This window comes from Streptomyces sp. NPDC042201 (assembly GCF_055582185.1).
This window is the reverse complement of sequence record NZ_JBVJDS010000020.1, coordinates 64,897-88,057: the sequence shown is the minus strand read 5'-3', so window position 1 is coordinate 88,057 and position 23,161 is coordinate 64,897. Positions and strand designations below refer to the sequence as shown.

Genomic DNA, 23,161 nt, shown 5'->3' with positions numbered 1-23,161 from the left:
ATCGGCCGGGGGCCCGGGGGTCGACCCCCGGGACAGCACAGTCTGAACACCACGCAGGAGGCCGGACGATGACCACGAGCCGCATCAGCAAGCCGCACGAGATCGTCGAGCGTGCTCTCGAACTGTCCACCGCCGACGGCTGTGTGGTCATCGCCGACGAGGAGTCCTCCGCCAATCTGCGCTGGGCGGGCAACGCGCTGACCACCAACGGGGTCACCCGCGGCCGGACGCTGACCGTCATCGCGACCGTCGACGGCTCGCAGGGCACCGCCTCCGGCGTGGTGTCGCGCTCCGCCGTCACCGCCGACGATCTGGAGCCGCTCGTACGGGCCGCCGAGGCCGCCGCGCGCACGGCGGGCCCCGCCGAGGACGCCCAGCCGCTGGTCGGCACGGACCGGGCCGGTCAGACGTCCGGGGACTTCATGGACGCGCCCGCCGAGACGACCTCCGCGGTCTTCGCGGACTTCGCGCCGGCGCTCGGCGAGTCGTTCGCCCGCGCCCGCGCCGGCGGCCGTCAGCTGTACGGTTTCGCCAACCACGAGATGACCTCGACCTACCTCGGTACGTCGACGGGGGTACGGCTGCGCCACGACCAGCCCAGCGGCACGCTGGAGCTGAACGCCAAGTCCCCCGACCGCTCCCGCTCGGCCTGGGCGGGCCGCGCCACCCGCGACTTCAAGGACGTGGACCCGGCGGCCCTCGACGCCGAGCTGGCGCGGCGGCTGGCCTGGGCCGAGCGCCGGATCGAGCTGCCCGCCGGGCGGTACGAGACGCTGCTGCCGCCGACCGCCGTGGCGGATCTGCTGATCTACCAGCAGTGGTCCTCGGCCGCCCGCGACGCGGCGGAGGGCCGTACGGTCTTCTCCCGCCCCGGTGGCGGCACCCGCGTCGGCGAGACGCTCTCCGAGCTGCCGCTCACACTGCGCAGCGACCCGAACGAGCCGGGCCTCGAGTCCGCGCCGTTCGTGATCGCGCACTCCTCGGGCGACGACGCCTCCGTCTTCGACAACGGGCTGCCGCTGGGGGCGACGGACTGGGTACGGGACGGCAAGCTGGAACACCTGGGCACCACCCGGCACAGCGCCGCCCTGACCGGGCTCCCGGTCGCGCCCGGCATCGGCAATCTGATTCTGGACGGCGGTGGTGAGCGCTCGCTGGAGGAGATGGTGTCCTCGACCGCGCGCGGGCTGCTGCTGACCTGTCTGTGGTACATCCGGGAGGTCGATCCGGCGACGCTGCTGCTGACCGGACTGACCAGGGACGGCGTCTATCTCGTCGAGAACGGCGAGGTCGTCGGCGAGGTGAACAACTTCCGGTTCAACGAGTCGCCGGTCGGTCTGCTGTCACGGGCGGCCGAGGCCGGACGTACGGAGAAGACCCTGCCGCGCGAGTGGGGCGACTGGTTCACCAGGGCCGCCATGCCCGCCCTGCGCATTCCCGATTTCAATATGAGCTCGGTCAGCCGGGGAGTATGACCCCCATACACTGGCGGGCAGAGACCGGCCTCGTTCCGGGCCGCATCGATCAAGGAGAGACACGACCGTGACGGACATCGTCGACGAGCTGAAGTGGCGCGGGCTGTTCGCCCAGTCCACTGACGAGGACGCTTTGCGCAAGGCGCTCGCGGACGGTCCCGTCACGTTCTATTGCGGCTTCGATCCCACAGCGGCCAGCCTGCACGTGGGGCATCTCGTGCAAGTGCTGACCGTACGCCGGCTCCAGCAGGCCGGGCACCGGCCGCTGGCCCTGGTGGGCGGGGCCACCGGTCAGATCGGTGACCCCAGGCCGACCGCCGAGCGGACGCTGAACGATCCGGCGACCGTCGCGGGCTGGGTGGACCGGCTGCGCTCCCAGATCGAGCCGTTCCTCTCCTTCGAGGGCCCGAACGCCGCCACCATGGTCAACAACCTGGACTGGACCGCGAGCCTGTCGGCGATCGAGTTCCTGCGGGACGTCGGCAAGCACTTCCGGGTGAACAAGATGCTCACCAAGGACTCCATCGCCCGCCGGCTGGAGTCCGACGAGGGCATCAGCTACACCGAGTTCAGCTACCAGCTGCTCCAGAGCATGGACTTCCTGGAGCTGTACCGGCGCTACGACTGTGTCCTGCAGCAGGGCGGCAGCGACCAGTGGGGCAATCTCACCGCGGGCCTCGACCTGATCCACCGCCTGGAGCCGGGTGCCACCGTGCACGCCCTGGCCACCCCGCTGATGACGAAGGCGGACGGGACCAAGTTCGGCAAGACCGAGAGCGGGGCGGTCTGGCTCGACCCGGAGATGACCACTCCGTACGCCTTCTACCAGTTCTGGCTGAACGTGGACGACCGTGACATCGCCACCTACAGCCGCATCCTCAGCTTCAAGAGCCGCGAGGAGCTGGAGGAGCTGGAGCAGGTCACCCTGGAGCGTCCGCAGGCCCGCGCGGCCCAGCGGGCGCTGGCGGAGGAGCTGACGACCCTCGTCCACGGCGCGGACCAGTGCGCGGCGGTCGTCGCCGCGTCCCGTGCGCTCTTCGGACAGGGGGAGCTGACGGGGCTGGACGAGGCGACGCTGAGTGCGGCGCTCTCCGAGGTGCCGCGCGCGAAGGTCGCCGAGCTGGGCCCGATGGTCGATCTCTTCGCCGAGGCCGGTCTCGCGCCGAGCAAGTCGGCGGCCCGCCGCACCGTCAAGGAGGGCGGGGCGTACGTGAACAACGTCAAGGTCGCCGACGCGGACACCGTGCCGGACCGTGCGGACCTGCTGCACGGCCGCTGGCTGGTGCTGCGCCGGGGCAAGAAGAACCTGGCCGCGATCGAGGTCACGGCCGGCTGATCCATCGCCGTCCCCGTCCGGGACGGCGCACGGCCGCGGCCGGGCACGCGTCACGTACGCGCGCCCGGCCGCGGTCGTACCGCCCCGTGCCGGCTCAGGCTCGCTGCTTGCTCGCCCGGTTGCCCCGGATCATGCTCCAGAGCCGCTCGCCCACCAGGACCACGAGGATGGCGCCGACCAGCTGGAGCACATGGCGGGTCCAGTCGATGCCCTTGGTGTGGGCGACGCCCAGCCACCCGGCGACGGCGTTGCCGAGGATGCTGCCCAGGATGCCGAACACGATCGTCAGCCACAGGGGGATGTGCTGCTTGCCCGGGATGATCGCCCTGGCGAGCACACCGAGTACGAGACCCACGATGATGACCCACAGCCAGTTCATGTCCGCCTCCTCGCACCGCGCGGTATACGCGTGAGCGTCAGTCTGTGTGGAGCGGCCGTACGCCGCATGTCGGACGGCGCCGTACGTGGCGGGACCAGAGATATCGGGTCAGGATGAAGGGTGCCCCGCTCTCGTACGCGCCTGAGCCGCGACGTACCGTGGTTCTGGTCCGGTCCGGGGAGAGTCCGGCACAGGAATCGGGTGGTGGAACGTGACGCGGAAGCGCGGCAGCACCGAGGTCTTCCGGATCACCGGGGCCCGGCAGGGACTCGCCGACGATGTGCGCGGCCGGCAGCGCCGGTACGTGATCTCGATGCTGGTACGGACGCTCGCGGTGATCCTGACCGTGGCCCTGTGGAACGTGGAACGGCCGGTCGCGATCGTGACCCTGGCCCTGGGGGTGCTGCTGCCGTACGTGGCCGTGGTGATCGCCAACGCGGGCCGGGAGAACGCTCCTTCCATGCCGTCGGCATATGTCTCCGCCCCGGTCCTTCCGATGATCGCGCCGGCGCCAGGACCCGGTGCGGCGGAAGCCGGCGCCGGGGCCACCGACCGTGAGCAGCCCTCGACCTGACGCGAGCAGACGCGGCCGAGCGGGTGCGGAGCCGGTCCCGAACGGTCCGCAAAGCTCAATAAAAGCTCAGATCAATCGTGAAGTTCCGGTGCACCACACGCCGTTGCCCGTGACATACTTTGTAGGCGCTCCGCATCCCCCGTCGGAGCGACGGACCGACGCCGGGCAGCTCCCCCCGTGGCTGCTCGGCGTCGCCCTTTTGGGCCGACGGACGCGGCCCGGGGAGCGCCGGGTGGACTCACTTAGAGTGGTCGGGTGAACTTCCCCGAATCCGCCGCCTCTGACGACGCGGCGCCGGTCTGCTCCGCGAAGGGCTGCCGCGCGGCCGCTGTCTGGGTCCTGGCCTGGAACAATCCCAAGCTGCACACGCCGGAGCGCCGCAAGACCTGGCTGGCCTGCGACGAACATCGCGAGCATCTGTCCTCGTTCCTGAATGTGCGCGGCTTCCTGAAGGATGTGGTGACCCTGGAGGCGTGGGAGCGCGGCTCGGCCACCGATCGCTGAGCTCGGCCATCGATCGCTGATCTCAGCCGCCGATCGCCGACATCGGCCGGTCGGGCTGGAGAAAGGCCGGGTCGTCGAGGCCGGAGCCGGCCTTCTTGCCCCACATCGCCAGCTTCCAGAGCGTGGCGATCTCCTCGTCGGGCGCCTCGGAGCGCAGCGCGGCCCGCAGGTCGGTCTCCTCCCGGGCGAACAGGCAATTGCGCACCTGCCCGTCGGCGGTGAGCCGGGTGCGGTCACAGGCGTGGCAGAACGGGCGGGTGACGGAGGCGATCACGCCGACGCGCTGCGGCCCGCCGTCGACGATCCAGCGCTCGGCCGGCGCCGAGCCACGCTCGGAGTCGCCCTCCGGGATCAATATGAAGCGCGTACGCAGCGACTCCAGGATGTCACCGGCCGTGACCATCCCGTCGCGCTTCCAGCCGTGCTGGGCGTCGAGCGGCATCTGTTCGATGAAGCGCAGCTCGTAGCCGTGGTCCAGGGCCCAGGCGAGCAGGTCGGGGGCCTCGTCGTCGTTGAGGCCGGGCATCAGGACGGTATTGATCTTGACCGGGGTCAGTCCGGCGTCGCGGGCCGCCAGCAGGCCGTCGATCACATCCGCGTGCCGGTCGCGCCGGGTGAGGTCCTTGAAGACGTCGGGCCGCAGGGTGTCGAGCGAGACATTGACCCGGTCCAGGCCCGCGGCCTTCAGCGCGGCGGCCGTGCGCTTGAGTCCGAGGCCGTTGGTGGTCACCGACATGCTGGGGCGCGGCTCCAGGGCCGCGCAGCGCTCGACGATCCCGACGAGGCCGGGCCGGATCAGCGGCTCACCGCCGGTGAAGCGGACTTCGGTGATCCCCAGGCGCGTCACGGCGATCCGGACGAGGCGGACGATTTCGTCGTCGCTCAGCAGATCCGACTTGGTGAGCCACTGCAGGCCTTCTTCGGGCATGCAGTACGTACACCGGAGATTGCACCGGTCCGTGAGCGAGACACGCAAGTCGGTCGCCACACGGCCGTAGGTGTCGATGAGCACTGTGGGCCCCCTCCCTCGTGATCCGTGATCGACACTGTCGAGCCTACGGCAGACCTCTGACATCGCCAGGGGGCCTTTGCCACGAGGAGCGCCGCGGCCGCGTCGTAGGACTCTACGACGCGGCCGCGGAAAAGGCTGTTGTACGGACAAACTCGGGGCCTCGGCCGATGCGCCGTTCGGCGCACCGGTCAGTGTGCTCCGGTGCCGGTGAGGGACTTGACCTCCAGCTCCGCGTACTTGCCCTTGTCCGCCTTCTCCTTCGACAGCAGGGTGCCCAGCCAGCCGAGCAGGAAGCCCAGCGGGATCGAGATCAGACCGGGGTTCTCCAGCGGGAAGAAGTGGAAGTCGACGCCGGGGAACATCGACGTGGGCTTCCCGGAGACGACCGGGGAGAACAGCACGAGCAGCACGGACGAGCCGAGACCGCCGTAGATCGACCACAGGGCGCCCTGGGTGGTGAACTTCTTCCAGAACAGGCTGTAGAGGATCGTCGGCAGATTGGCCGAGGCGGCGACGGCGAACGCGAGCGCGACCAGACCCGCCACGTTCAGATCGCGGGCGAGGGCGCCGAGCGCGATGGAGACGACGCCGATGGCGACGGTGGCCCAGCGCGCCGCGCGGACCTCCTCCTTCTCGGTGGCCTGGCCCTTGCGGATGACATTGGCGTAGATGTCGTGGGCGAACGACGACGAGGACGCCAGGGTCAGGCCCGCGACCACCGCGAGGATGGTGGCGAAGGCGACCGCGGAGATCACGGCGAGCAGGATGGCGCCGCCGGTCGAACCGGCCCCGCCGCCGATCTCCAGGGCGGCCAGCGGAGCCGCCGTATTGCCCGCCTTGTTGGAGGCGACGATGTCCCCGGGCTTGAGCAGGGCGGCCGCGCCGAAGCCGAGCACGATGGTCATCAGGTAGAAGGCGCCGATGATGCCGATGGCCCAGTTCACCGACTTGCGGGCGGCCTTGGCGGTCGGCACCGTGTAGAAGCGGATCAGGATGTGCGGCAGGCCCGCCGTACCGAGCACCAGCGCGATACCGAGCGAGATGAAGTCCAGCTTCGAGACCGAGGTGGCACCGTACTTGAGGCCGGGCTCCAGGAAGGCCGAGCCCTTGCCGCTGTTGCTCGCCGCCGTGCCCAGCAGGTCGGAGAGGTTGAAGTTGAACTTCAGCAGGATGAGGAAGGTGATCAGCAGGGTACCCGCGATGAGCAGGACCGCCTTGACCATCTGGACCCAGGTGGTGCCCTTCATTCCGCCGATGGTCACGTACACGATCATCAGCAGGCCGACCAGGGCGACGATGGCGATCTTCCCGCCGTCGCTGGTGATACCGAGCAGCAGCGATACCAGCACACCCGCGCCGGCCATCTGCGCCAGCAGATAGAAGATCGAGACGACGATGGTGGAGGCGCCGGCCGCGGTACGAACCGGGCGCTGGCGCATGCGGTACGCGAGGACGTCGCCCATCGTGTACCGGCCGGAGTTGCGCAGCGGTTCGGCGACGAGCAGCAGCGCGACCAGCCAGGCGACCAGGAATCCGATGGAGTAGAGGAAGCCGTCGTAGCCGAAGAGGGCGATGGCCCCGGCGATGCCGAGGAAGGAGGCGGCCGACATGTAGTCGCCGGAGACGGCCAGGCCGTTCTGGAAGGCGGTGAACTGCCGTCCGCCCGCGTAGAAGTCGGCGGCGCTCTTGGTCTGGCGGCCGGCCCAGACGGTGATGACCAGGGTCGCCACCACGAAGGCGGCGAAAAGCGTGATGATCAGCGGCCGGTGCTCGCTGGCGTCCGAGGCGGCGGCGAGCTGCAGCTGGACCGAGTGACTCATGCGTCGGCCTCCATACGGGACTTGATGGCTTCCGCCTTCGGGTCGAGCCTGCGGGCCGCGTGCCGTGAGTAGAGCCAGGCGATGAGGAAGGTGGTGGCGAACTGGGCGAGTCCGAAGACAAGAGCGACGTTGATGTTGCCGAAGAGCTTGGTGCCCATGAAGCCGCCCGCGTAGTTGGACAGCAGGACGTACAGCAGGTACCAGGCGATGAAGGCGACGGTCAGCGGGAAGGCGAAGGAGCGGTACGTACGGCGCAGTTCGCCGAATTCCGCGCTCTCCTGCACCTCGACGAACTGAGCCGTCGTGGGCTGGGCCGGTGTGGACGGGGCCGGCGTGTTCTGGTCTGGGCTGGTGGCCGTACCGCCCTCGGGCGGCGGTGCATCGGTAGCCACGGAATCTCCTCGTGACGCGGGTGCGGTGGGGTTGGACAAGGGGGACCTCTTGAGGGGCTGTGAGGGTGCGGTGATGGTGCTCGTCCCCCTGACAACGGCACGGGAGGCACGGCGAAGCGGTTCAACCTCAGCCTTTTTCTTCTGGAAAGGATTGATGAATACCACTGGTCGGAGATAGCTTCCCTGGTCATGTACCCGTCCGTGCGCAGCGTGCGCAAGGGCGGCTCTCACGGATGATGTGGAGAACCCATGGCTCATCTGGGATCCAGACGGCGGCGCGCACTCGCTCTGCCCGCAGGTCTGGCGCTCACCGCTTCGCTCGGCTTCCTGCCGACCGGTACGGCCGCGGCCGCCCCGGCCGACAGCGCCACCGCCGCGGTCGCCGCGGTCGGTCCGAAGCTCTCGTACGTCGTCAACACCTATGGCGGGCGCTCCACGGTCAAGTCGGTCAAGAAGGAGATCGGCCGGGCCGGCGGCAAGGTAGTCACGTCCTATGACCAAATAGGTGTCATTGTCGCCACCTCGGAGAACCCTGACTTCGCGAAGACCATTCGCAAGGTCAGCGGCGTCAACTCGGCCGGTGCCACCCGCACCGCGCCCATGCCCGCGCAGTCCACGACGGACATGGGTGCGCCCCGGGTGCTCACCGCGGCGGAGCTCGCGGCCGCGAAGGCCGACAAGGCCGTCGGCCAGGACCCACTGGAGCCTCTGCAGTGGGACCTGCCCGCCATCAAGGCGGACCAGGCGCACAAGAAGTCCCTCGGCAGCCGGAAGGTCACGGTCGCCGTCATCGACACGGGTGTCGACGACACCCACCCGGACATCGCGCCGAACTTCGACCGCAAGGCGTCGGTCAACTGCGTCAGCGGCAAGCCGGACACGACGGACGGCGCCTGGCGGCCGAGCGCCGAGGAGAGCCCGCACGGCACGCATGTCGCGGGTGAGATCGCGGGTGCCAAGAACGGCATCGGCATGACCGGTGTCGCGCCGGGCGTGAAGGTGTCCGGCATCAAGGTGTCCACCACGGCCGGCTGGTTCTACACGGAGGCCGTCGTCTGCGGCTTCATGTGGGCCGCCGACCACGACGTCGATGTGACGAACAACAGCTATTACACCGACCCGTGGTACTTCAACTGCAAGAACGACCCGGACCAGAAGGCCCTGGTCGAGGCGATCACCCGCGCCACGAAGTACGCCGAGAGCAAGGGCACGGTCAATGTGGCCGCGGCGGGCAACGAGAACTACGATCTCGCGTCCGACTCGATCACCGACACGACCAGCCCGAACGACACCACTCCGGGCGAGCGGGTCATCGACCCGTCCAAGTGCCTCGACATACCGACCCAGCTCCCGGGCGTGGTCACCGTGGCGTCCACCGGCGCCAAGGGCCTGAAGTCGTCGTTCTCCAACTACGGCCTCGGCATCATCGACATCGCGGCCCCGGGCGGCGACTCCACCAGGTACCAGACGCCGGCCCCGCCGGCGACCAGCGGTCTGATCCTGGGCCCGCTGCCGGGCGGCCAGTGGGGTTACATGGCCGGCACGTCGATGGCGTCCCCGCATGTCGCGGGTGTCGCGGCGCTGTTGAAGTCCACGCACCCGAACGCCTCCGCCCAGACCATCAAGACGCTTCTGACGGCCCAGGCCGACGATGTCGCCTGCCCGACGCCGTACGACATCGACGGTGACGGAGAGGTCGACGCCGTCTGTGAGGGCGGCAAGGCCCACAACGGCTTCTACGGGGCCGGCATCGCCGACGCCCTGGACGCGGTGCGCGGTTAAGCAGTACGCCGCTCCGCACTGATCACATAGGCAGTACACGCGCGGGCCGTCCCCCTCGATGGGGGGCGGCCCGCGTTTTGTCGGCACGGCACAGGTCAGCCGGTGGTGCGGACCGCCCCGTACGCCCGCGCCCGGGATCCGTGACGGAGTGATCCGGCGGCCAGCAGCGACTGCGCCGCGAGATAGCTGAGCATGATCCAGAAGTCCGGCGCGGGCGGCCTCGGCCAGTCCGCGATGCCCGCGGCGATCAGGGTGTCGGAGAGCAGGAAGAGCGCGCCGCCGGCTCCCGCGAGCGGCCCGAGGCCACCGGCCCGCCAGGCCATGGCGGTGAGCAGCAGGCTGTAGCCGGCCACCGGGACGCGCAGTTCGGCGGGAAGGCCGGGCCAGAGCAGCGCGACGGTGACGGCGAGGATGAGTACGTAGACCGCTCCGAGGAGTCCCTGCGGACGCCCCCGCCGGAAGAGCACGAGATAGCAGACGTGCCCGGCGGCGAAGAACCCCATCCCGGCGAGGAACGCCCCGTCGGCGTCGAACATGAGAAGGACGTCGCCGCCCCAGCCGAACAGCAGCGCGCCGGTCAGCAGCGGAGGTCCGCCCCGTACGGCCGTGTACGCGGCGAGCAGGGGCATCAGCAGCGGCTTGGCGACAAGATGGCCCGTCTCCTTGCCCAGGGCGAGGGAGACGAGCTCGCAGAGCGCCACGAGGAGGAACGCGGCGAGCAGCAGCCGGGCGAGCCGCTCACGCGTCGGGGGTGCGGGTACGGCGGCCGGACGAGCGCTCATGCGGCGGACTCGGCGGCGGGCGGCGCGGCCTCGGCGGCAGCGGCTGTCCGGTTCTGTACGGGCTGCCAGCCGGGCCCGCGCAGGACACGGCCCGCCCGCTCACGCCAGCCGTGTGCCGCCCGGAGGTCGCGGGCGATGGCGGCGTACTCATGGGTGGCGACCCGCAGCGGGTTGTAGGTCCCGATGTTCTTGGTGAGGCCGTAGACCGGCCGTTCCGTCTCGGGCGCGAAGGAGCGGAACAGCCGGTCCCAGACGATCAGGATCCCGCCGAAGTTCCGGTCCAGGTAGCCGCCTTGGGACGCGTGGTGCACCCGGTGGTGGGAGGGGGTGTTCAGCACGTATTCGAAGGGCCGCGGCAGCTTGTCGATCCGCTCGGTGTGCACCCAGAACTGGTAGACGAGGTTCGCGGACGAGCAGAACGCGAGGGCCGCCGGATGGACACCGCAGGCGATGAGCGGGACGTAGAACGGCCAGACGGTGAGCGAGGTCCACGGCTGGCGCAGCGCGGTGGTCAGATTGAACTTGCGGCTGGAGTGGTGGACCACATGGCAGGCCCAGAGGATCCGGATGACGTGATGGCCGCGGTGGGACCAGTAGTAGAAGAAGTCCTGCGCGAGCAGCATCAGCGGGATCGTCCACCACAGGACGGGCACCCGGAGCGGCGTCAGCTCGTGGACGGCGGTGTAGACCGCGAGGATCGGGATCTTCCACAGCAGGTCGAACACCAGGCTGCCGAGTCCCATGGAGACGCTGGTGGCGGCGTCCTTGGCCGCGTAGCCTTCCGCGTCCTCGTCGGGATGAAGCCGGTAGCTCACCATTTCGACCACGGTGAGCAGCACGAAAGCGGGTATCGACCACAGCACGACATCGGGCAGGTTCGGCGGCATGCGAGCACCGTAGAGGCGGCCGCGGGGGCGCGGCTAGATGTTGTTACCGACAAGTATGCGAGACGAACTGTCAGCGGCTTTTGGTGACTTCCCCCAAAAACACGGGCGCCGTCACACCCCCGCCGCCCCCAGCAGCGTCCCCGCCGCGTACGTCACGCCCATCGCCAGCGCTCCCCCGCCCATGTTCCGCAGTATCGCCCTGCCCACCGGCGCCGCACCCAGCCTGGCGCTCCACCAGCCCGTCAGCGCCAGGGCCGCCAGCACCGAGAGGACGGTGATCAGCAGCCGCGACGACACCGGGGGCAGCACGATCGCCAGCAGCGGCAGCAGCGCGCCCACCGTGAAGGCGAGGAAGCTGGCGCCGGCCGCGTGCCAGGGGTTGGTCAGGGAGTCGGGGTCGATGCCCAGTTCCACGCTCGCGTGGGCGCGCAGGGCGTCGCGCCGGGTGAGCTGCTCGGCCGCCTCGCGGGCCACGTCCTGCGACAGACCACGCTCCGCCAGCATCCCGGTCAGCTCGTCGAGTTCGGCCTGTGGCTGTTCGCGCAGCTCGCGTCGCTCCACGGCCAGGGCGGCCTTCTCCGAGTCGCGCTGCGTGGACACCGATACGTACTCCCCCGCGGCCATCGACATCGAACCGGCCAGCAGACCGGCGAGGCCCGCCGTGATCAGCGTGGCGCGTGAGTCCGTCGCCCCGGCCACACCGACCACGATGCCCGCGGTGGAGACGATGCCGTCGTTGGCGCCGAGGACCGCGGCGCGGAGCCAGTTGAGGCGGGTGCCGAGGGCGTCGCCGTGGGGCTCGTCGTGGGTGGTGTCAGTCATCCGGGGAGGGTCTCACGGACGGACCGTCACGCCCGGCGGACGGACCGCCGGACGGAGCGAAGGACGCTCCCCCGTCAATGGGGCGGCGGTTCACCTACTCCGTACGGACCCTGACGGTACGACCGCTCGCGCCCCGGCGACGGCCCGTCAGGGCCGACCGGCCGACGGCGTTGTCAGTCGCGGCCCGTATTCTCTGTGACCATGCTCGACGACCTGACGACTGCAGCGACGTGGCCGGCCGCCTACCCCGAGGGGTACGCGGTCGTCGACGTGGAGACCACCGGACTCGCCCGCGACGACCGGATAGTGTCCGCTGCCGTCTATCGTCTGGACGCCCGGGGCGAGGTCGAGGACCACTGGTACACGCTGGTCAATCCGGAGCGGGATCCGGGGCCCGTGTGGATCCACGGACTGACGAGCGACGTACTGGCGGGCGCCCCGCTCTTCCCCGAGGTCGCCGCCGAGCTGGCCGAGCGGCTCGACGGCCGGGTGCTCGTCGCGCACAACGCCATCTTCGACTGGTCGATGATTGCCCGAGAGTACGCCCGCGCGGAGCGGACCGCGCCCACCCGGCAGCGGCTGTGCACCATCGCGCTCTCCAAGGAGCTGGGCCTGCCCCTGCCCAACCACAAACTGGAGTCGCTCGCCGCGCACTTCGGAGTCGTACAGCAGCGCGCGCACCACGCGCTCGACGACGCGCGGGTGCTGGCGGAGGCCTTCCGCCCGAGTCTGCACGCCGCGGCCCGGGACGGGGTCCGGCTGCCGCTGCTCGAATGCCTGCCGCTCACCGAGTGGTCGGACGCGCCGGCGCGGCCCCGGGTCGGATACCAGTCGTCGTACCGGCCGACGAGCTGGCGGCCCTCGCGCAAGCGGCCGGCCTGCCCGTATCCGAACCCCGGCCGGTACGCGCCGGGTGAGCCGCTCATGCAGGGCATGCGGGTGGCGTTCTCCGGCGACACCTCCGTCGACCGTGAGCTGCTGGAGGACCGGTCCATGGAGGCGGGGCTGCACATCGCGACGAGTGTGTCCCGGCTGACCAGTCTGCTGGTGACCAACGACCCGGGGGCCTCGACGTCCAAGACGGTCAAGGCCGCGTCGTACGGCACCCCCGTCATCGACGAGGCTGCCTTCACCCAGCTGCTGCGGGACGTGGCGCCGGCGCGCGGTTCCGTCCCGGCCCCCGCGCCGGCGCCGGAGCCCGAGCGCCTTCCGTTGTCCGCTCCCTTCCCGGCAGACGGGTGATTGGCGGGCGACTCGCCAGCGGCCCGCTCGCGCACCGGCGCCCGGCGTCACACCCTGTGGCGCATGGCACGTTGCGAGGTCTGCGGAAACGACTATGGGATGTCCTTCGAGGTGCACGCGCAGGGCGCGGTGCATGTCTTCGACTGCTTCTCCTGCGCCATCCACCGGATGGCGCCCATCTGTGAACACTGCCGGGTCCAGATCATCGGCCAGGGCGTCGAGGCCGAGGGCCACTGGTTCTGCGGGGCCCACTGCGCCCGCGCCGACGGCAGGGCGGGCATTGTCGACCGGGTCTGAACGGGGCGGATCCGGGACCGGGACGCCGGGGCACCGGACACCCGCCGTCCGGCGGGCGCCACCGGCCGGGTACCGTCGAAGGCGTGTACCGCTTCCTGTTGTCCCGGCAGTGGGTGATCCTCACCCTCCTTGCCCTCGCCCTCATCCCCGCGATGATCGAGCTGGGTTTCTGGCAGCTTCACCGGCACGAACACAAGGTCGCCCAGAACTCCCTGATCTCGGACAACCTCAAGGCGAAGCCCGTCCCGGTCACGGAGCTGACCTCCCCCGGGCATACCGTCCCGCGCGCCGACTACTGGCGCAGGGTCACCGCCACGGGCAGGTTCGACCCCGCGCACGAGGTCGTCGTACGCCGCAGGACCTCCGCCGACGACCAGGTCGGCTATCACGTCCTGATCCCCCTCATCCTGAACGACGGCCGCGCCCTCATCGTCAACCGCGGCTGGATCCCCGCCGACGGCGACCAGCGGGCCTTCCCCGACATCCCGCCCGCCCCCACGGGCGAGGTCACCGTCACCGGCCGTCTCAAGGCCGACGAGACCACGACGTCCAGCGGCATCAGGGACCTGCGGGGGCTGCCGTCCCGCCAGGTCATGCTGATCAACAGCGGGCAGCAGCAGAAGCAGCTGGGCCGTACCGTCCTCGGCGGCTATGTCGAGCAGACCTCTCCGGTACCGGCCGGTGACAGCCCCGAGCAGATCCCGGACCCCGACGACAGCTCGATCGGCCCGCACATGGCGTACGCCGTTCAGTGGTGGCTGTTCGTCGCCGCCGTGCCCGTCGGCTGGGTCATTCTCGTACGCCGTGAGAAGCGCGACCGCGAGGCGGCGGCGCAGCGCGGCGCCGCCGAGCCGGAGTCCGCGCCCGAACCCGTGACTGCCTGATGTGACCGCCTGACCCGCTGCTTAACGCCCCCGTGGTGCGGGAACAAGGGCTGGCGTGACCCAACGCATCGAGGACTACGCACTTATCGGCGATCTGCAGACCGCCGCCCTGGTCGGCATGAACGGCTCCATCGACTGGCTGTGCCTTCCTCGCTTCGACTCGGCGCCCTGCTTCGCCGCGCTGCTCGGCGACGAGGACAACGGTCACTGGCAGATCGCCCCGACGGGGGCCGGCAACTGCACCCGGCGCGGCTATCTGGGTGACTCGCTGGTGCTGGAGTCCGTGTGGGAGACCCGGACCGGCACCGTCAAGATCACCGACTTCATGCCGCAGCGCGATGTGGCGCCCGACATCGTGCGGATCGTGGAGGGCGTCAGCGGCTCGGTGGACATGAGTGCCACGTTGCGGCTGCGCTTCGACTTCGGCTCGATCGTGCCCTGGGTGCGGCGCTCGGACGGCCACCGGGTGGCGGTCGCGGGCCCCGACTCCGTCTGGCTGCGCAGCGAGCCCGAGGTCAAGACCTGGGGCCAGCATTTCAGCACGCGCTCCTCGTTCACCGTCGGCGAGGGGGAGAAGGTGGCGTTCGTCCTCACCTGGCATCCCTCCCACGAGCCGCGCCCGCCGCTGGTCGATCCGTACGAGTCGCTGCGGCACAGCCTGGAGGACTGGGAGAGCTGGGCCGGGCACTGCCAGTACAAAGGCCCGCACCGCGCCGCCGTCATGCGCTCCCTCATCACACTCAAGGCGCTCACCTACGGCCCGACCGGCGGGATCGTCGCCGCCCCCACCACCTCCCTGCCGGAGGATCTGGGCGGCGTACGCAACTGGGACTACCGCTACTGCTGGCTGCGCGACTCCACGCTGGTGCTGGGGGCGCTGCTGTCGGTCGGCTATCAGGACGAGGCGGCGGCCTGGCGCGACTGGCTGCTCCGCGCGGTCGCCGGCGACCCGGCCGATCTGCAGATCATGTACGGACTCGCCGGCGAGCGCCGGCTGCCGGAGACCGAGCTTCCGTGGCTGAGCGGCTACGCGGGCTCCACCCCGGTCCGGGCCGGCAACAGCGCGGTCGATCAGCTCCAGCTCGATGTGTACGGAGAGGTCATCGACTCGCTCCATGTGGCCCGCACCGCGGGTATCGCCGCGACGCCGCACGCCTGGAGTCTGGAGCTCAGCCTGCTGGGCTTCCTGGAGTCGAAGTGGCGCGAACCGGACGAGGGGCTGTGGGAGGTACGGGGCCCGCGCCGGCACTTCGTGCACTCCAAGGTGATGGCGTGGGTCGCCGCCGACCGCGCCGTACGGACACTGGAGGCCGATCCGTCGCTCAGCGGTGACGCGAGGCGGTGGCGGATCATGCGGGACGAGGTGCACCAGGAGGTGTGCGAGAAGGGCTACGACCCGGTGCGGAACACCTTCACGCAGTCGTACGGCTCCTCGGAGCTGGACGCGGCGACGCTCCTCATCCCCCGGGTCGGGTTTCTGCCGCCGGACGATCCGCGGGTCGTCGGCACGGTCGACGCGGTACGGGCGGAGCTGGGACACGAGGGGCTCGTACGCCGCTACACCGCGCAGGGCCCCGAGCTGGACGGCCTGCCGGGCGGCGAGGGGACCTTCCTGGTCTGCTCGTTCTGGATGGCCGACGCGCTCCATATGACGGGGCGTACGGAGGAGGCCGAGGAGCTCTTCGAGCGGCTGCTGTCGCTGCGCAACGACGTCGGGCTGCTGGCGGAGGAGTACGACCCGGTGGCCGGACGGCAGCTCGGCAACTACCCCCAGGCCTTCAGTCATATCGGACTGGTGGTGACCGCGCTGACCCTGGCCGGGATCGGCACGGCAGGATAGGACCCATGGATCTGGGACTGAAGGACCGCGTCTATGTCGTCACGGGCGCCTCGCGCGGGCTGGGCAACGCCGCGGCGCGGGCACTCGCGGCCGACGGCGCGAAGGTGGTCATCTCCGGGCGCGACGAGAAGAGCGTCGCCGCAGCCGCCGAGGCGATCGGGCCCGGCGCGTACGGGCTGGCCGCGGACAACGCCGATCCGGCGGTCGCACGGCGGCTGATCGCCGCGGCCCGGGAGCGGTTCGGCCGCTTCGACGGCGTCCTGATCAGCGTCGGCGGGCCGGCGCCCGGGTTCGCCGCGGACAACACGGACGAGCAGTGGCAGACGGCGTTCGAGTCGGTCTTCCTGGGGGCGGTACGGCTGGCCCGCGAGGCGGCGGCGGAGCTGGGCGAGGGCGGTGTCATCGGCTTCGTCCTCTCCGGCTCGGTGCGCGAACCGATCCCGGGCCTGACCATCTCCAACGGTCTGCGGCCCGGCCTGGCCGGCTTCGCGAAGTCCCTCGCCAACGAGCTCGGCCCGCGCGGGATCCGGGTGCTCGGCCTGCTGCCGGCCCGTATCGACACGGACCGCGTCCGCGAACTCGACGGGCTGTCGGGTGACGCGGAGGCTGCGCGGGCGACGCACGAGTCCCGTATCCCGCTGCGCCGCTACGGCACCCCGGAGGAGTTCGGCAACACGGCGGCGTTCCTGCTCTCCCCGGCGGCGTCCTATCTGACGGGCCTGATGCTCCCGGTGGACGGCGGCGCGCTGCACGGCTTTTAGGGCGTGCCCGGCGGATCTCCGCGGGGCACGGCGCCCGGCCTCAGCTCACCCGTTCCGCGCGGTGCTTCGCCGCGCGGAGGCGGACCTCCGCCGGCAGCGCCGCCAGTCCCGCCGAGTCACGGGCATGGGTCAGCGCCTCGCCCGAGAGACGGCTCAGCGCCTCACCCGGGGCGACGTGCGGTTCCAGCAGCAGGCGGACGCGCGCGGCGGGCTCGCTGCGGCGGCCCGTCAGCCTGACCCGTGCGCCGGCCACTCCGTCCATGGACTCCGCCTCGCTCTCCAGCACGCCTTCGAGCGCGCGGCCGCGCAGCAGCGCGCCCTCGCCGTCTCCGCTGTCGACCAGCACCTCCGCCAGCCGGGCGCGGCGCAGTTGGGACAGCAGCCACCACAGGGCCAGCACGACCACGACCGCGAGGACCGCGATGACGGCCGGCCACCACCAGCCCTCGTTGCGCCAGCGGAGCCGGTTCGCGCGGCTGAGCAGCACATCGTGCGGCCCGCCGTACGGCCACCAGGACGGCACCGGCCACCCCAGCCCCTGGGCGAGGGCCACGCCGCCCGCGCAGAGCAGCACCAGGCCGATCAGGGCCAGCAGCACACGGTTGACCACCCGGACCATCCCGTCATCCCTTCTTCGTGGGCCTGCGGACCTGCACCGTCAGGGCGGGCGGCCTGGCGAGGCCCAGTTCGCCGATACCGGCGCCCAGCGCGTTGTCCAGGTCGGCCCGTACGTCGTCGAGTTCACGGAAGTGCGACTGGGCACGCACCTTCACCTTGGAGCGCTTCACCCGTACCCGCGCGGACTGCACCCCGGAGACCTCCATGGCCCGGTCGCGCAGCGCCAGCGAGGCGGCGTCCCGGTCCAGCCCGGCCCGTACCCCCGTGAAGTCCCGCCGCATCGTCAGGAGCGCGCGCAGCCCCGGGGTGAGGGCGAGCAGGATCAGCCACAGTCCGAGAGCCATCGCGACGGCCGCGGCCACCAGCACCCAGATCTGGTCGAGCGGCTGAGCGGCCAGCTGGCCGGCGAGCCGGCGGCGCCAGGACATGGCGGGATGGCCGGCCCGTACCGCCGCGATGTCGTAGAGCAGCAGTCCTGCCGCGCCGAGCACGACCAGGGCGGTCAGGGCCGCGGGGATCCGGCGCACGGACCAGAAGCGTCCGGTTCTGCCGCCCCTGTCGTCCTTCGGCGCCGGCTTGGGCTCGTACCGCGTCGCGGACGACGCCTGGTCCATTCCGAGTACGCCGCCCGGCGCGCCGCCCGTCTCCTGCCCGGCTCCCCCGGCCACGGGTTCACTCATCGGATTCTCCCCTGTGCCACACCGCGCGAATGGACGGAGTGCAGCCGTTCGACCTGCACCACCACTTCGGGCACGTCCATGCCCGCCAACGCGTGTACCCGGTGGACGACCTGCTGACGCACCGCGCCGCACCGCGCACCGATGTCGGTGGGATAGTCCAGCTCGACACCGACCCGGACGTGTGCGCTGCCGTGGTGCACCGTGACGGTGGCATGCGGTGCGGCACCGCCCTCCGGTACGCCGCCGAGCGCTTCCCGCGCCGCCCGCGCGGCGATCTTCGCGACGACCCGGTCCGCGATCGTGATCTCCCCGCGCTCGGCGGCCGCCACCCGGTCACCGGCCACGCCGGGTCACCGCCGCCGGTCGTAGCGTTCGCGACTGCGGAAGAACTCGCCGGGATCCAGATCTCCGTCGAGGAACCTCCCCGCCACAAAGCCGACCACTCCCAACGCGGCCACCAGCACAAAGGCTCCGAAGCCGCCGAAATACCCGGCGAATCCGAGCGCCATACCGGCCAACAGGCCAAGCACCGCCATGCTCATCGCGCTCTCTCCTCTTCCGCTCCTCTTCCGGTTACGGCCACCGCTACTGGAGCCGCGTCTCCGGCCCTTCGTCGTCGTCCTCGTCGGGCAGCTTCACATCGCTGACCGCGATGTTGACCTCGACCACCTCAAGGCCCGTCATCCGCTCGACCGCGGAGATGACGTTCTCCCGGACGGCGGCGGCGACAGCGGTGATGGAGACGCCGTAGTCGACGACCAGCTCCAGATCGAGCGCCGTCTGCACCTCGCCCACCTCGGCCTTGACGCCCTGGCTGACGGATCGGGAGCTGCCGGGGACACGGTCGCGTACGGCGCCGAAGGTACGGGACATGCCGCTGCCCATGGCGTGCACGCCGAGCACGTCGCGGGCCGCGAGGCCGGCGATCTTCTCCACCACACCGTCGGCGATGGTGGTGCGGCCGCGAGAAGCGGGCGGGCCGCCGCCGCGCCTGGTGACGGACGGTTTGCGCGCCTCGTCGCCCGAGAGCTCTCTGCCGGAAGACACGGACTGATTGCGGGGTGCGGTGTCGGACATCGCCATTCATCCCTTTCCGGGCGGTGGTGACCTCTTTCGCACACATTAGGTGCGCTTGCCCGGTCCCGCGCCGTGGATGCGGCAGGCTGGCACGATGACGACTGAGCACAGCACCGACGGGCCCGACACCGACGGATGGACGGCCGCGGTACGGCAACGGCTGGGCCTGGGCAGGCTGCTGCCGCTCGGCGAAGCGGCGGACGGGGCCTGGCTGTCCGAGCAGGCGGCCGTGGGGGCGCTGCGCCGGGCCGCGGCGCGGGTGCCGGGTGTCGCGCTCGGTACGGTGCGGCTCTCCCTGGCAGAGCCGGACGCGCCCGGGGAGCCCGCCGTGCCGCCCCCGCCGAGCGCGCTGCCGCCCGGACCGCTGCGTATCGACGGGGAGTTCGCGGCGGCGGCCGGCGAGCCACTGCTCCCCCTGGCCGACCGGCTGCGCGAGGCGCTGTCCGGCTGCGCGGTGGACCGGCTGGGGCTGTTGGTGACTCAGACCGATCTGCGGGTGACGGCGCTGTTGGACCTGACGGGAGAATCACCGGCGCCCGCTGGGCCGGTGGAGGTACCGCTCGCTCCCCCGGACAGCGGGCCCGCGCAGGTGGTGGCCGCTGTCCCCGGCGTGGCACATCTGACGCGGGCCCTGGGCCCAGGAGTGGTCCTGACGCCGGGACATGTCCGGGTCGAACTGGCGACGGCGGCGGGTCACCGCCCGCTGGATGTGGCGCTGGCGGTGCGGGCGGCGGTCACGGCAGCGCTGCCGGGGGCCCCTTCGGTGGCCGTACTGGTCTCGGCGATGGAGGCGGCGCCGGACGCTCCGTAGAACGCGTACGGATCAGTCGGCGAGGCCCGCGAGGTCGCGCAGCCGGCGGGCCTGGGACGCGCGTTCGGCCGTGCGCTGCGCCTCGAAGGAGCGGCCCGCGGCGCCCTGCAGAAGCGCCTTGGTCTCGATCACGGCGTCACGCGGCGCGGCCAGCAGCGCACCCGCCAAGTCCCGTACCGCGGCGTCGAGTTCTTCGCCGGGCACCACAAGGTTGGCGAGTCCGGTGCGCTCCGCCTCCTCGGCCTGGACGAAGCGGCCCGTGGCGCAGATCTCCAGCGCGCGGGCGTAGCCGACGAGCCCCACCAGCGGATGGGTGCCGGTGAGGTCGGGGACCAGGCCGAGGCTCGTCTCGCGCATGGCGAACTGCACGTCCGAGGCGACGACCCTCAGATCGCACGCCAGGGCGAGCTGGAAGCCGGCGCCGATCGCGTGCCCCTGGACGGCCGCGATCGACACGATGTCGTTGCGGCGCAGCCAGACGAAGCCTTCCTGGTACTCGGCGATGGCGGCGTCGAGCTCCGTGTCGGACCCTCGTGCGAGGTCCATGAAGGACGGCTCGCCGTCGAAGCCCTCGGGGGTGAACGCCTGCCGGTCGAGCCCCGCGGAGAAGGACGTGCCCTCCGCGCGCAGCACCACGACCCGCACGTCGCCCGGCAGGGACCTTCCGGCGTCTGTCAACGCCCGCCACAGAGCGGGAGACTGGACGTTGCGCTTGGCCGGATTGGTCAGACTTACCGTGGCGACCGCGTCCTCGACGGTGAGCCGTACGCCATCCTTGTCGAGTACTGGTTCGAGCGAAGTCATGGGGCGCCTCCGGTTCGGGCAGTCAGGGCATCGAGCCAAGTGACTGCACAGTAACCACCTGGGCGATCGTGTGATCGACCGGGTGGCCACCATCCGAACCGGTGGCCAGGAGGAGCCATGCTCGGTCGTCAGGCCGAAGCGGCCTTCTTGCCTCGCGTCGCTCCGCCGCGTCCCCGCAGCGTGACTCCGGACTCGCTGAGCATCCGGTGAACGAATCCGTAGGAACGGCCGGTCTCTTCGGCCAGCGCACGGATGCTCGCACCGTTGTCGTACTTCTTCTTCAGGTCTGCCGCGAGCTTGTCACGCGCGGCGCCGGTTACCCGGCTGCCCTTCTTCAGAGTCTCGGCCACCCGTGCCTCCTCATGGGAAGTGCGCTCTGGACTTCTCATGATCACCCCTCGCGAGCCTCCTGGCCACCCATTCGGCAAGGTCTGTACGACCAGCTTTGCCGGACGTAGGCGTCCGAGCACGACCGGAATTGCGTATTCCAGACGTGGAGGCCGCCGCCCCCGGCCGCAGTCCCGGCTGAAATGCCAGGTCAGCGGCGTGCCGAGGGCGGCGGCCGAAGATCATCGCCGGGAAGGACCGGCCCGTCGCGCGGCGCGCCGGGGTATGAGACGCACTCACTCAGATGAAGGATCACTGCTGAGCCGAATGATCCATACGGAGTGGATCACGTGAATGGATCACGCGCGTGGATCACCGTGCCGATCATGGCACCGGCAGGCCGGCGGGCTGTCAGGCGAGCGTGACCAGATCCGCGTAGTCCGCGCCCCAGAGGTCCTCGACCCCGTCGGGCAGCAGAATGATCCGCTCCGGTTCCAGCGCGTGGACCGCGCCCTCGTCGTGGGTGACGAGGATGACCGCGCCCTTGTACGTACGCAGGGCGCCGAGGATCTCCTCGCGGCTGGCCGGGTCCAGGTTGTTCGTCGGCTCGTCGAGCAGCAGCACATTGGCGGCGGAGACGACCAGGGTGGCCAGCGCCAGCCGGGTCTTCTCGCCGCCGGAGAGCACCCCGGCCGGCTTGTCGACATCGTCCCCGGAGAAGAGGAAGGAGCCGAGCGTCTTGCGGACCTCGACAAGATCGAGGTCGGGGGCCGAGGAGCGCATGTTCTCCAGGACGGAGCGCTCCGGGTCCAGGGTCTCGTGCTCCTGGGCGTAGTAGCCGAGCTTGAGGCCGTGCCCGGGGGTCACCTGTCCGGTGTCCGGCTTCTCGACCCCGGCCAGCAGCCGCAGCAGCGTGGTCTTGCCCGCGCCGTTGAGGCCGAGGATGACGACCCTGGAGCCCTTGTCGATGGCGAGATCCACATCGGTGAAGATCTCCAGGGAGCCGTACGACTTCGACAGGCCCTCGGCCGTCAGCGGGGTCTTGCCGCAGGGGGCCGGCTCGGGGAAGCGCAGCTTGGCGACCTTGTCGTGCTGACGTACCTGCTCCAGACCGGACAGCAGCCGCTCGGCGCGGCGGGCCATGTTCTGCGCGGCGACGGTCTTGGTGGCCTTGGCGCGCATCTTGTCGGCCTGCGAGTTCAGGGTCGCGGCCTTCTTCTCCGCGTTGGCGCGCTCGCGCTTGCGGCGCTTCTCGTCCGACTCGCGCTGCTGCTGGTAGAGCTTCCAGCCCATGTTGTAGACGTCGATGTGCGAGCGGTTGGCGTCCAGGTAGAAGACCTTGTTGACGACGGTCTCGACCAGCTCCACATCGTGGGAGATCACGATGAAGCCGCCGCGGTACGTCTTGAGGTAGTCGCGCAGCCAGACGATCGAGTCCGCGTCGAGGTGGTTCGTGGGCTCGTCGAGAAGCAGGGTGTCGGCGTCGGAGAAGAGGATGCGGGCCAGCTCGACGCGGCGGCGCTGACCGCCGGAGAGCGTATGGAGGGGCTGGCCGAGCACCCGGTCGGGCAGGCCGAGCGCGGCGGCGATGGTGGCGGCCTCGGCCTCGGCGGCGTACCCGCCCTTGGTGAGGAACTCCGTCTCCAGGCGCTCGTACTTCTTCATCGCCTTCTCGCGGGTGGCGCCCTGGCCGTTCGCCATCCGGTGCTCGTTCTCCCGCATCTTCTTCAGTACGGAGTCGAGGTCACGGGCGGAGAGGATGCGGTCGCGTGCGAGGACGTCGAGGTCGCCGGTGCGCGGGTCCTGCGGCAGATAGCCGACCTCCCCGGAGCGGGTGATGGTGCCTGCGGCGGGCAGGCCCTCACCCGCGAGGCACTTGGTGAGGGTGGTCTTGCCGGCTCCGTTGCGGCCGACGAGACCGATGCGGTCGCCCTTGGCGATACGGAACGAGGCGGACTCGATGAGGATGCGGGCGCCGGCGCGCAGCTCGACGCCGGTTGCGGTGATCACGGAAAGACTCCAGGGCGGTATGGACGGCGGAAGAGGGCAGGCGGA

General features: G+C 70.7%; 26 protein-coding genes. 11 read left to right on the top strand and 15 right to left on the bottom strand.

Annotation, left to right across the window (positions count from 1 at the left end):
- Window positions 1-68 precede the first annotated feature (68 nt).
- A complete protein-coding gene (locus tag ACZ6MZ_RS33045) occupies window positions 69-1,475 on the top strand; it encodes a metallopeptidase TldD-related protein (protein ID WP_384193218.1) in 1,407 nt (468 codons plus the stop codon).
- A gap of 67 nt (window positions 1,476-1,542) precedes the next feature.
- Window positions 1,543-2,811 carry a tyrosine--tRNA ligase gene (gene tyrS, locus ACZ6MZ_RS33040; RefSeq protein ID WP_469356210.1) on the top strand — a complete coding sequence of 423 codons (1,269 nt, stop codon included), beginning with the start codon at window positions 1,543-1,545 and terminating at the stop codon, window positions 2,809-2,811.
- 94 nt (window positions 2,812-2,905) lie between these two features.
- On the opposite strand, the gene ACZ6MZ_RS33035 is transcribed toward tyrS, so the two are convergent.
- Entirely contained in the window at window positions 2,906-3,190 is a 285-nt protein-coding gene (locus ACZ6MZ_RS33035; RefSeq protein ID WP_389791234.1) for a GlsB/YeaQ/YmgE family stress response membrane protein, read from the bottom strand.
- A gap of 211 nt (window positions 3,191-3,401) precedes the next feature.
- On the opposite strand from ACZ6MZ_RS33035, the gene ACZ6MZ_RS33030 reads away from it, so the two are divergent.
- Complete coding sequence (locus tag ACZ6MZ_RS33030; protein ID WP_384191937.1) at window positions 3,402-3,764, top strand: DUF3099 domain-containing protein; 363 nt, start codon at window positions 3,402-3,404, stop codon at window positions 3,762-3,764.
- Between the two features lie 255 nt (window positions 3,765-4,019).
- Complete coding sequence (locus ACZ6MZ_RS33025) at window positions 4,020-4,268, top strand: hypothetical protein (protein ID WP_389791236.1); 249 nt, start codon at window positions 4,020-4,022, stop codon at window positions 4,266-4,268.
- Between the two features lie 22 nt (window positions 4,269-4,290).
- On the opposite strand, the gene moaA is transcribed toward ACZ6MZ_RS33025, so the two are convergent.
- The 3 genes from moaA to ACZ6MZ_RS33010 all read right to left on the bottom strand — a co-directional run bounded on the left by moaA (window position 4,291) and on the right by ACZ6MZ_RS33010 (window position 7,492).
- The gene (gene moaA / locus ACZ6MZ_RS33020) at window positions 4,291-5,280 is read right to left on the bottom strand and encodes a GTP 3',8-cyclase MoaA (RefSeq protein ID WP_389791238.1); all 990 of its coding nucleotides are present in this window, start codon (window positions 5,278-5,280) and stop codon (window positions 4,291-4,293) included.
- A 188-nt stretch (window positions 5,281-5,468) separates the two neighbouring features.
- Window positions 5,469-7,100, bottom strand: coding sequence for a solute symporter family protein (locus ACZ6MZ_RS33015; protein ID WP_389791240.1), 1,632 nt, complete (start codon window positions 7,098-7,100; stop codon window positions 5,469-5,471).
- Entirely contained in the window at window positions 7,097-7,492 is a 396-nt protein-coding gene (locus tag ACZ6MZ_RS33010; protein WP_384191926.1) for a DUF485 domain-containing protein, read from the bottom strand. Before ACZ6MZ_RS33010 ends, ACZ6MZ_RS33015 begins: the two co-directional genes overlap by 4 nt.
- Before the next feature lie 249 nt (window positions 7,493-7,741).
- Here ACZ6MZ_RS33010 and ACZ6MZ_RS33005 point away from each other — a divergent pair, with 249 nt between their 5' ends.
- Complete coding sequence (locus tag ACZ6MZ_RS33005; protein WP_469356207.1) at window positions 7,742-9,274, top strand: S8 family peptidase; 1,533 nt, start codon at window positions 7,742-7,744, stop codon at window positions 9,272-9,274.
- 95 nt (window positions 9,275-9,369) lie between these two features.
- Here ACZ6MZ_RS33005 and ACZ6MZ_RS33000 read toward each other — a convergent pair whose 3' ends face one another.
- From ACZ6MZ_RS33000 to ACZ6MZ_RS32990, 3 genes are all read right to left on the bottom strand, one after another.
- The gene (locus tag ACZ6MZ_RS33000; RefSeq protein WP_469356205.1) at window positions 9,370-10,056 is read right to left on the bottom strand and encodes a lysoplasmalogenase; all 687 of its coding nucleotides are present in this window, start codon (window positions 10,054-10,056) and stop codon (window positions 9,370-9,372) included.
- On the bottom strand, window positions 10,053-10,943 hold the full coding sequence (locus tag ACZ6MZ_RS32995; RefSeq protein ID WP_384191917.1) for a sterol desaturase family protein: 891 nt from the start codon (window positions 10,941-10,943) through the stop codon (window positions 10,053-10,055). Before ACZ6MZ_RS32995 ends, ACZ6MZ_RS33000 begins: the two co-directional genes overlap by 4 nt.
- Before the next feature lie 111 nt (window positions 10,944-11,054).
- Window positions 11,055-11,765, bottom strand: a complete 711-nt coding sequence (locus ACZ6MZ_RS32990) for a VIT1/CCC1 transporter family protein (protein WP_469356203.1) — start codon at window positions 11,763-11,765, stop codon at window positions 11,055-11,057.
- A gap of 195 nt (window positions 11,766-11,960) precedes the next feature.
- Between ACZ6MZ_RS32990 and ACZ6MZ_RS32985 the strand changes: the two genes are divergently transcribed.
- From ACZ6MZ_RS32985 to ACZ6MZ_RS32965, 5 genes are all read left to right on the top strand, one after another.
- Complete coding sequence (locus tag ACZ6MZ_RS32985) at window positions 11,961-13,007, top strand: DEDDh family exonuclease (RefSeq protein WP_469356200.1); 1,047 nt, start codon at window positions 11,961-11,963, stop codon at window positions 13,005-13,007.
- 63 nt (window positions 13,008-13,070) lie between these two features.
- Complete coding sequence (locus ACZ6MZ_RS32980; RefSeq protein ID WP_384191907.1) at window positions 13,071-13,304, top strand: hypothetical protein; 234 nt, start codon at window positions 13,071-13,073, stop codon at window positions 13,302-13,304.
- A gap of 83 nt (window positions 13,305-13,387) precedes the next feature.
- Window positions 13,388-14,188, top strand: coding sequence for an SURF1 family cytochrome oxidase biogenesis protein (locus ACZ6MZ_RS32975; protein WP_469356198.1), 801 nt, complete (start codon window positions 13,388-13,390; stop codon window positions 14,186-14,188).
- A 55-nt stretch (window positions 14,189-14,243) separates the two neighbouring features.
- The gene (locus tag ACZ6MZ_RS32970) at window positions 14,244-16,028 is read left to right on the top strand and encodes a glycoside hydrolase family 15 protein (RefSeq protein ID WP_469356196.1); all 1,785 of its coding nucleotides are present in this window, start codon (window positions 14,244-14,246) and stop codon (window positions 16,026-16,028) included.
- Window positions 16,029-16,033: 5 nt separating this feature from the next.
- Window positions 16,034-16,789: an SDR family oxidoreductase gene (locus tag ACZ6MZ_RS32965; protein ID WP_469356194.1), complete on the top strand. Its 756-nt coding sequence runs from the start codon at window positions 16,034-16,036 to the stop codon at window positions 16,787-16,789.
- Between the two features lie 40 nt (window positions 16,790-16,829).
- On the opposite strand, the gene amaP is transcribed toward ACZ6MZ_RS32965, so the two are convergent.
- Genes amaP through ACZ6MZ_RS32940 form a run of 5 tightly spaced genes read right to left on the bottom strand, consistent with a single transcriptional unit; the run spans window position 16,830 to window position 19,164 of the window.
- Entirely contained in the window at window positions 16,830-17,408 is a 579-nt protein-coding gene (gene amaP / locus ACZ6MZ_RS32960; protein ID WP_384191896.1) for an alkaline shock response membrane anchor protein AmaP, read from the bottom strand.
- Window positions 17,409-17,412: 4 nt separating this feature from the next.
- Window positions 17,413-18,087 carry a DUF6286 domain-containing protein gene (locus tag ACZ6MZ_RS32955; protein WP_389791253.1) on the bottom strand — a complete coding sequence of 225 codons (675 nt, stop codon included), beginning with the start codon at window positions 18,085-18,087 and terminating at the stop codon, window positions 17,413-17,415.
- Complete coding sequence (locus ACZ6MZ_RS32950) at window positions 18,084-18,431, bottom strand: Asp23/Gls24 family envelope stress response protein (protein ID WP_389791255.1); 348 nt, start codon at window positions 18,429-18,431, stop codon at window positions 18,084-18,086. The genes ACZ6MZ_RS32955 and ACZ6MZ_RS32950 overlap by 4 nt, the downstream gene beginning before the upstream one ends.
- A gap of 6 nt (window positions 18,432-18,437) precedes the next feature.
- A complete protein-coding gene (locus tag ACZ6MZ_RS32945; protein WP_384191888.1) occupies window positions 18,438-18,629 on the bottom strand; it encodes a hypothetical protein in 192 nt (63 codons plus the stop codon).
- Window positions 18,630-18,672: 43 nt separating this feature from the next.
- A complete protein-coding gene (locus tag ACZ6MZ_RS32940; protein WP_384191887.1) occupies window positions 18,673-19,164 on the bottom strand; it encodes an Asp23/Gls24 family envelope stress response protein in 492 nt (163 codons plus the stop codon).
- A gap of 94 nt (window positions 19,165-19,258) precedes the next feature.
- Here ACZ6MZ_RS32940 and ACZ6MZ_RS32935 point away from each other — a divergent pair, with 94 nt between their 5' ends.
- The gene (locus tag ACZ6MZ_RS32935; protein WP_469356191.1) at window positions 19,259-19,975 is read left to right on the top strand and encodes a hypothetical protein; all 717 of its coding nucleotides are present in this window, start codon (window positions 19,259-19,261) and stop codon (window positions 19,973-19,975) included.
- A gap of 12 nt (window positions 19,976-19,987) precedes the next feature.
- On the opposite strand, the gene ACZ6MZ_RS32930 is transcribed toward ACZ6MZ_RS32935, so the two are convergent.
- The 3 genes from ACZ6MZ_RS32930 to ACZ6MZ_RS32920 form a co-directional block, all read right to left on the bottom strand.
- Window positions 19,988-20,779 carry an enoyl-CoA hydratase/isomerase family protein gene (locus tag ACZ6MZ_RS32930; RefSeq protein WP_389791260.1) on the bottom strand — a complete coding sequence of 264 codons (792 nt, stop codon included), beginning with the start codon at window positions 20,777-20,779 and terminating at the stop codon, window positions 19,988-19,990.
- A 128-nt stretch (window positions 20,780-20,907) separates the two neighbouring features.
- On the bottom strand, window positions 20,908-21,129 hold the full coding sequence (locus ACZ6MZ_RS32925; RefSeq protein WP_030753304.1) for a helix-turn-helix domain-containing protein: 222 nt from the start codon (window positions 21,127-21,129) through the stop codon (window positions 20,908-20,910).
- A gap of 388 nt (window positions 21,130-21,517) precedes the next feature.
- Window positions 21,518-23,116 carry an ABC-F family ATP-binding cassette domain-containing protein gene (locus tag ACZ6MZ_RS32920; RefSeq protein WP_469356188.1) on the bottom strand — a complete coding sequence of 533 codons (1,599 nt, stop codon included), beginning with the start codon at window positions 23,114-23,116 and terminating at the stop codon, window positions 21,518-21,520.
- Window positions 23,117-23,161 lie beyond the last annotated feature (45 nt).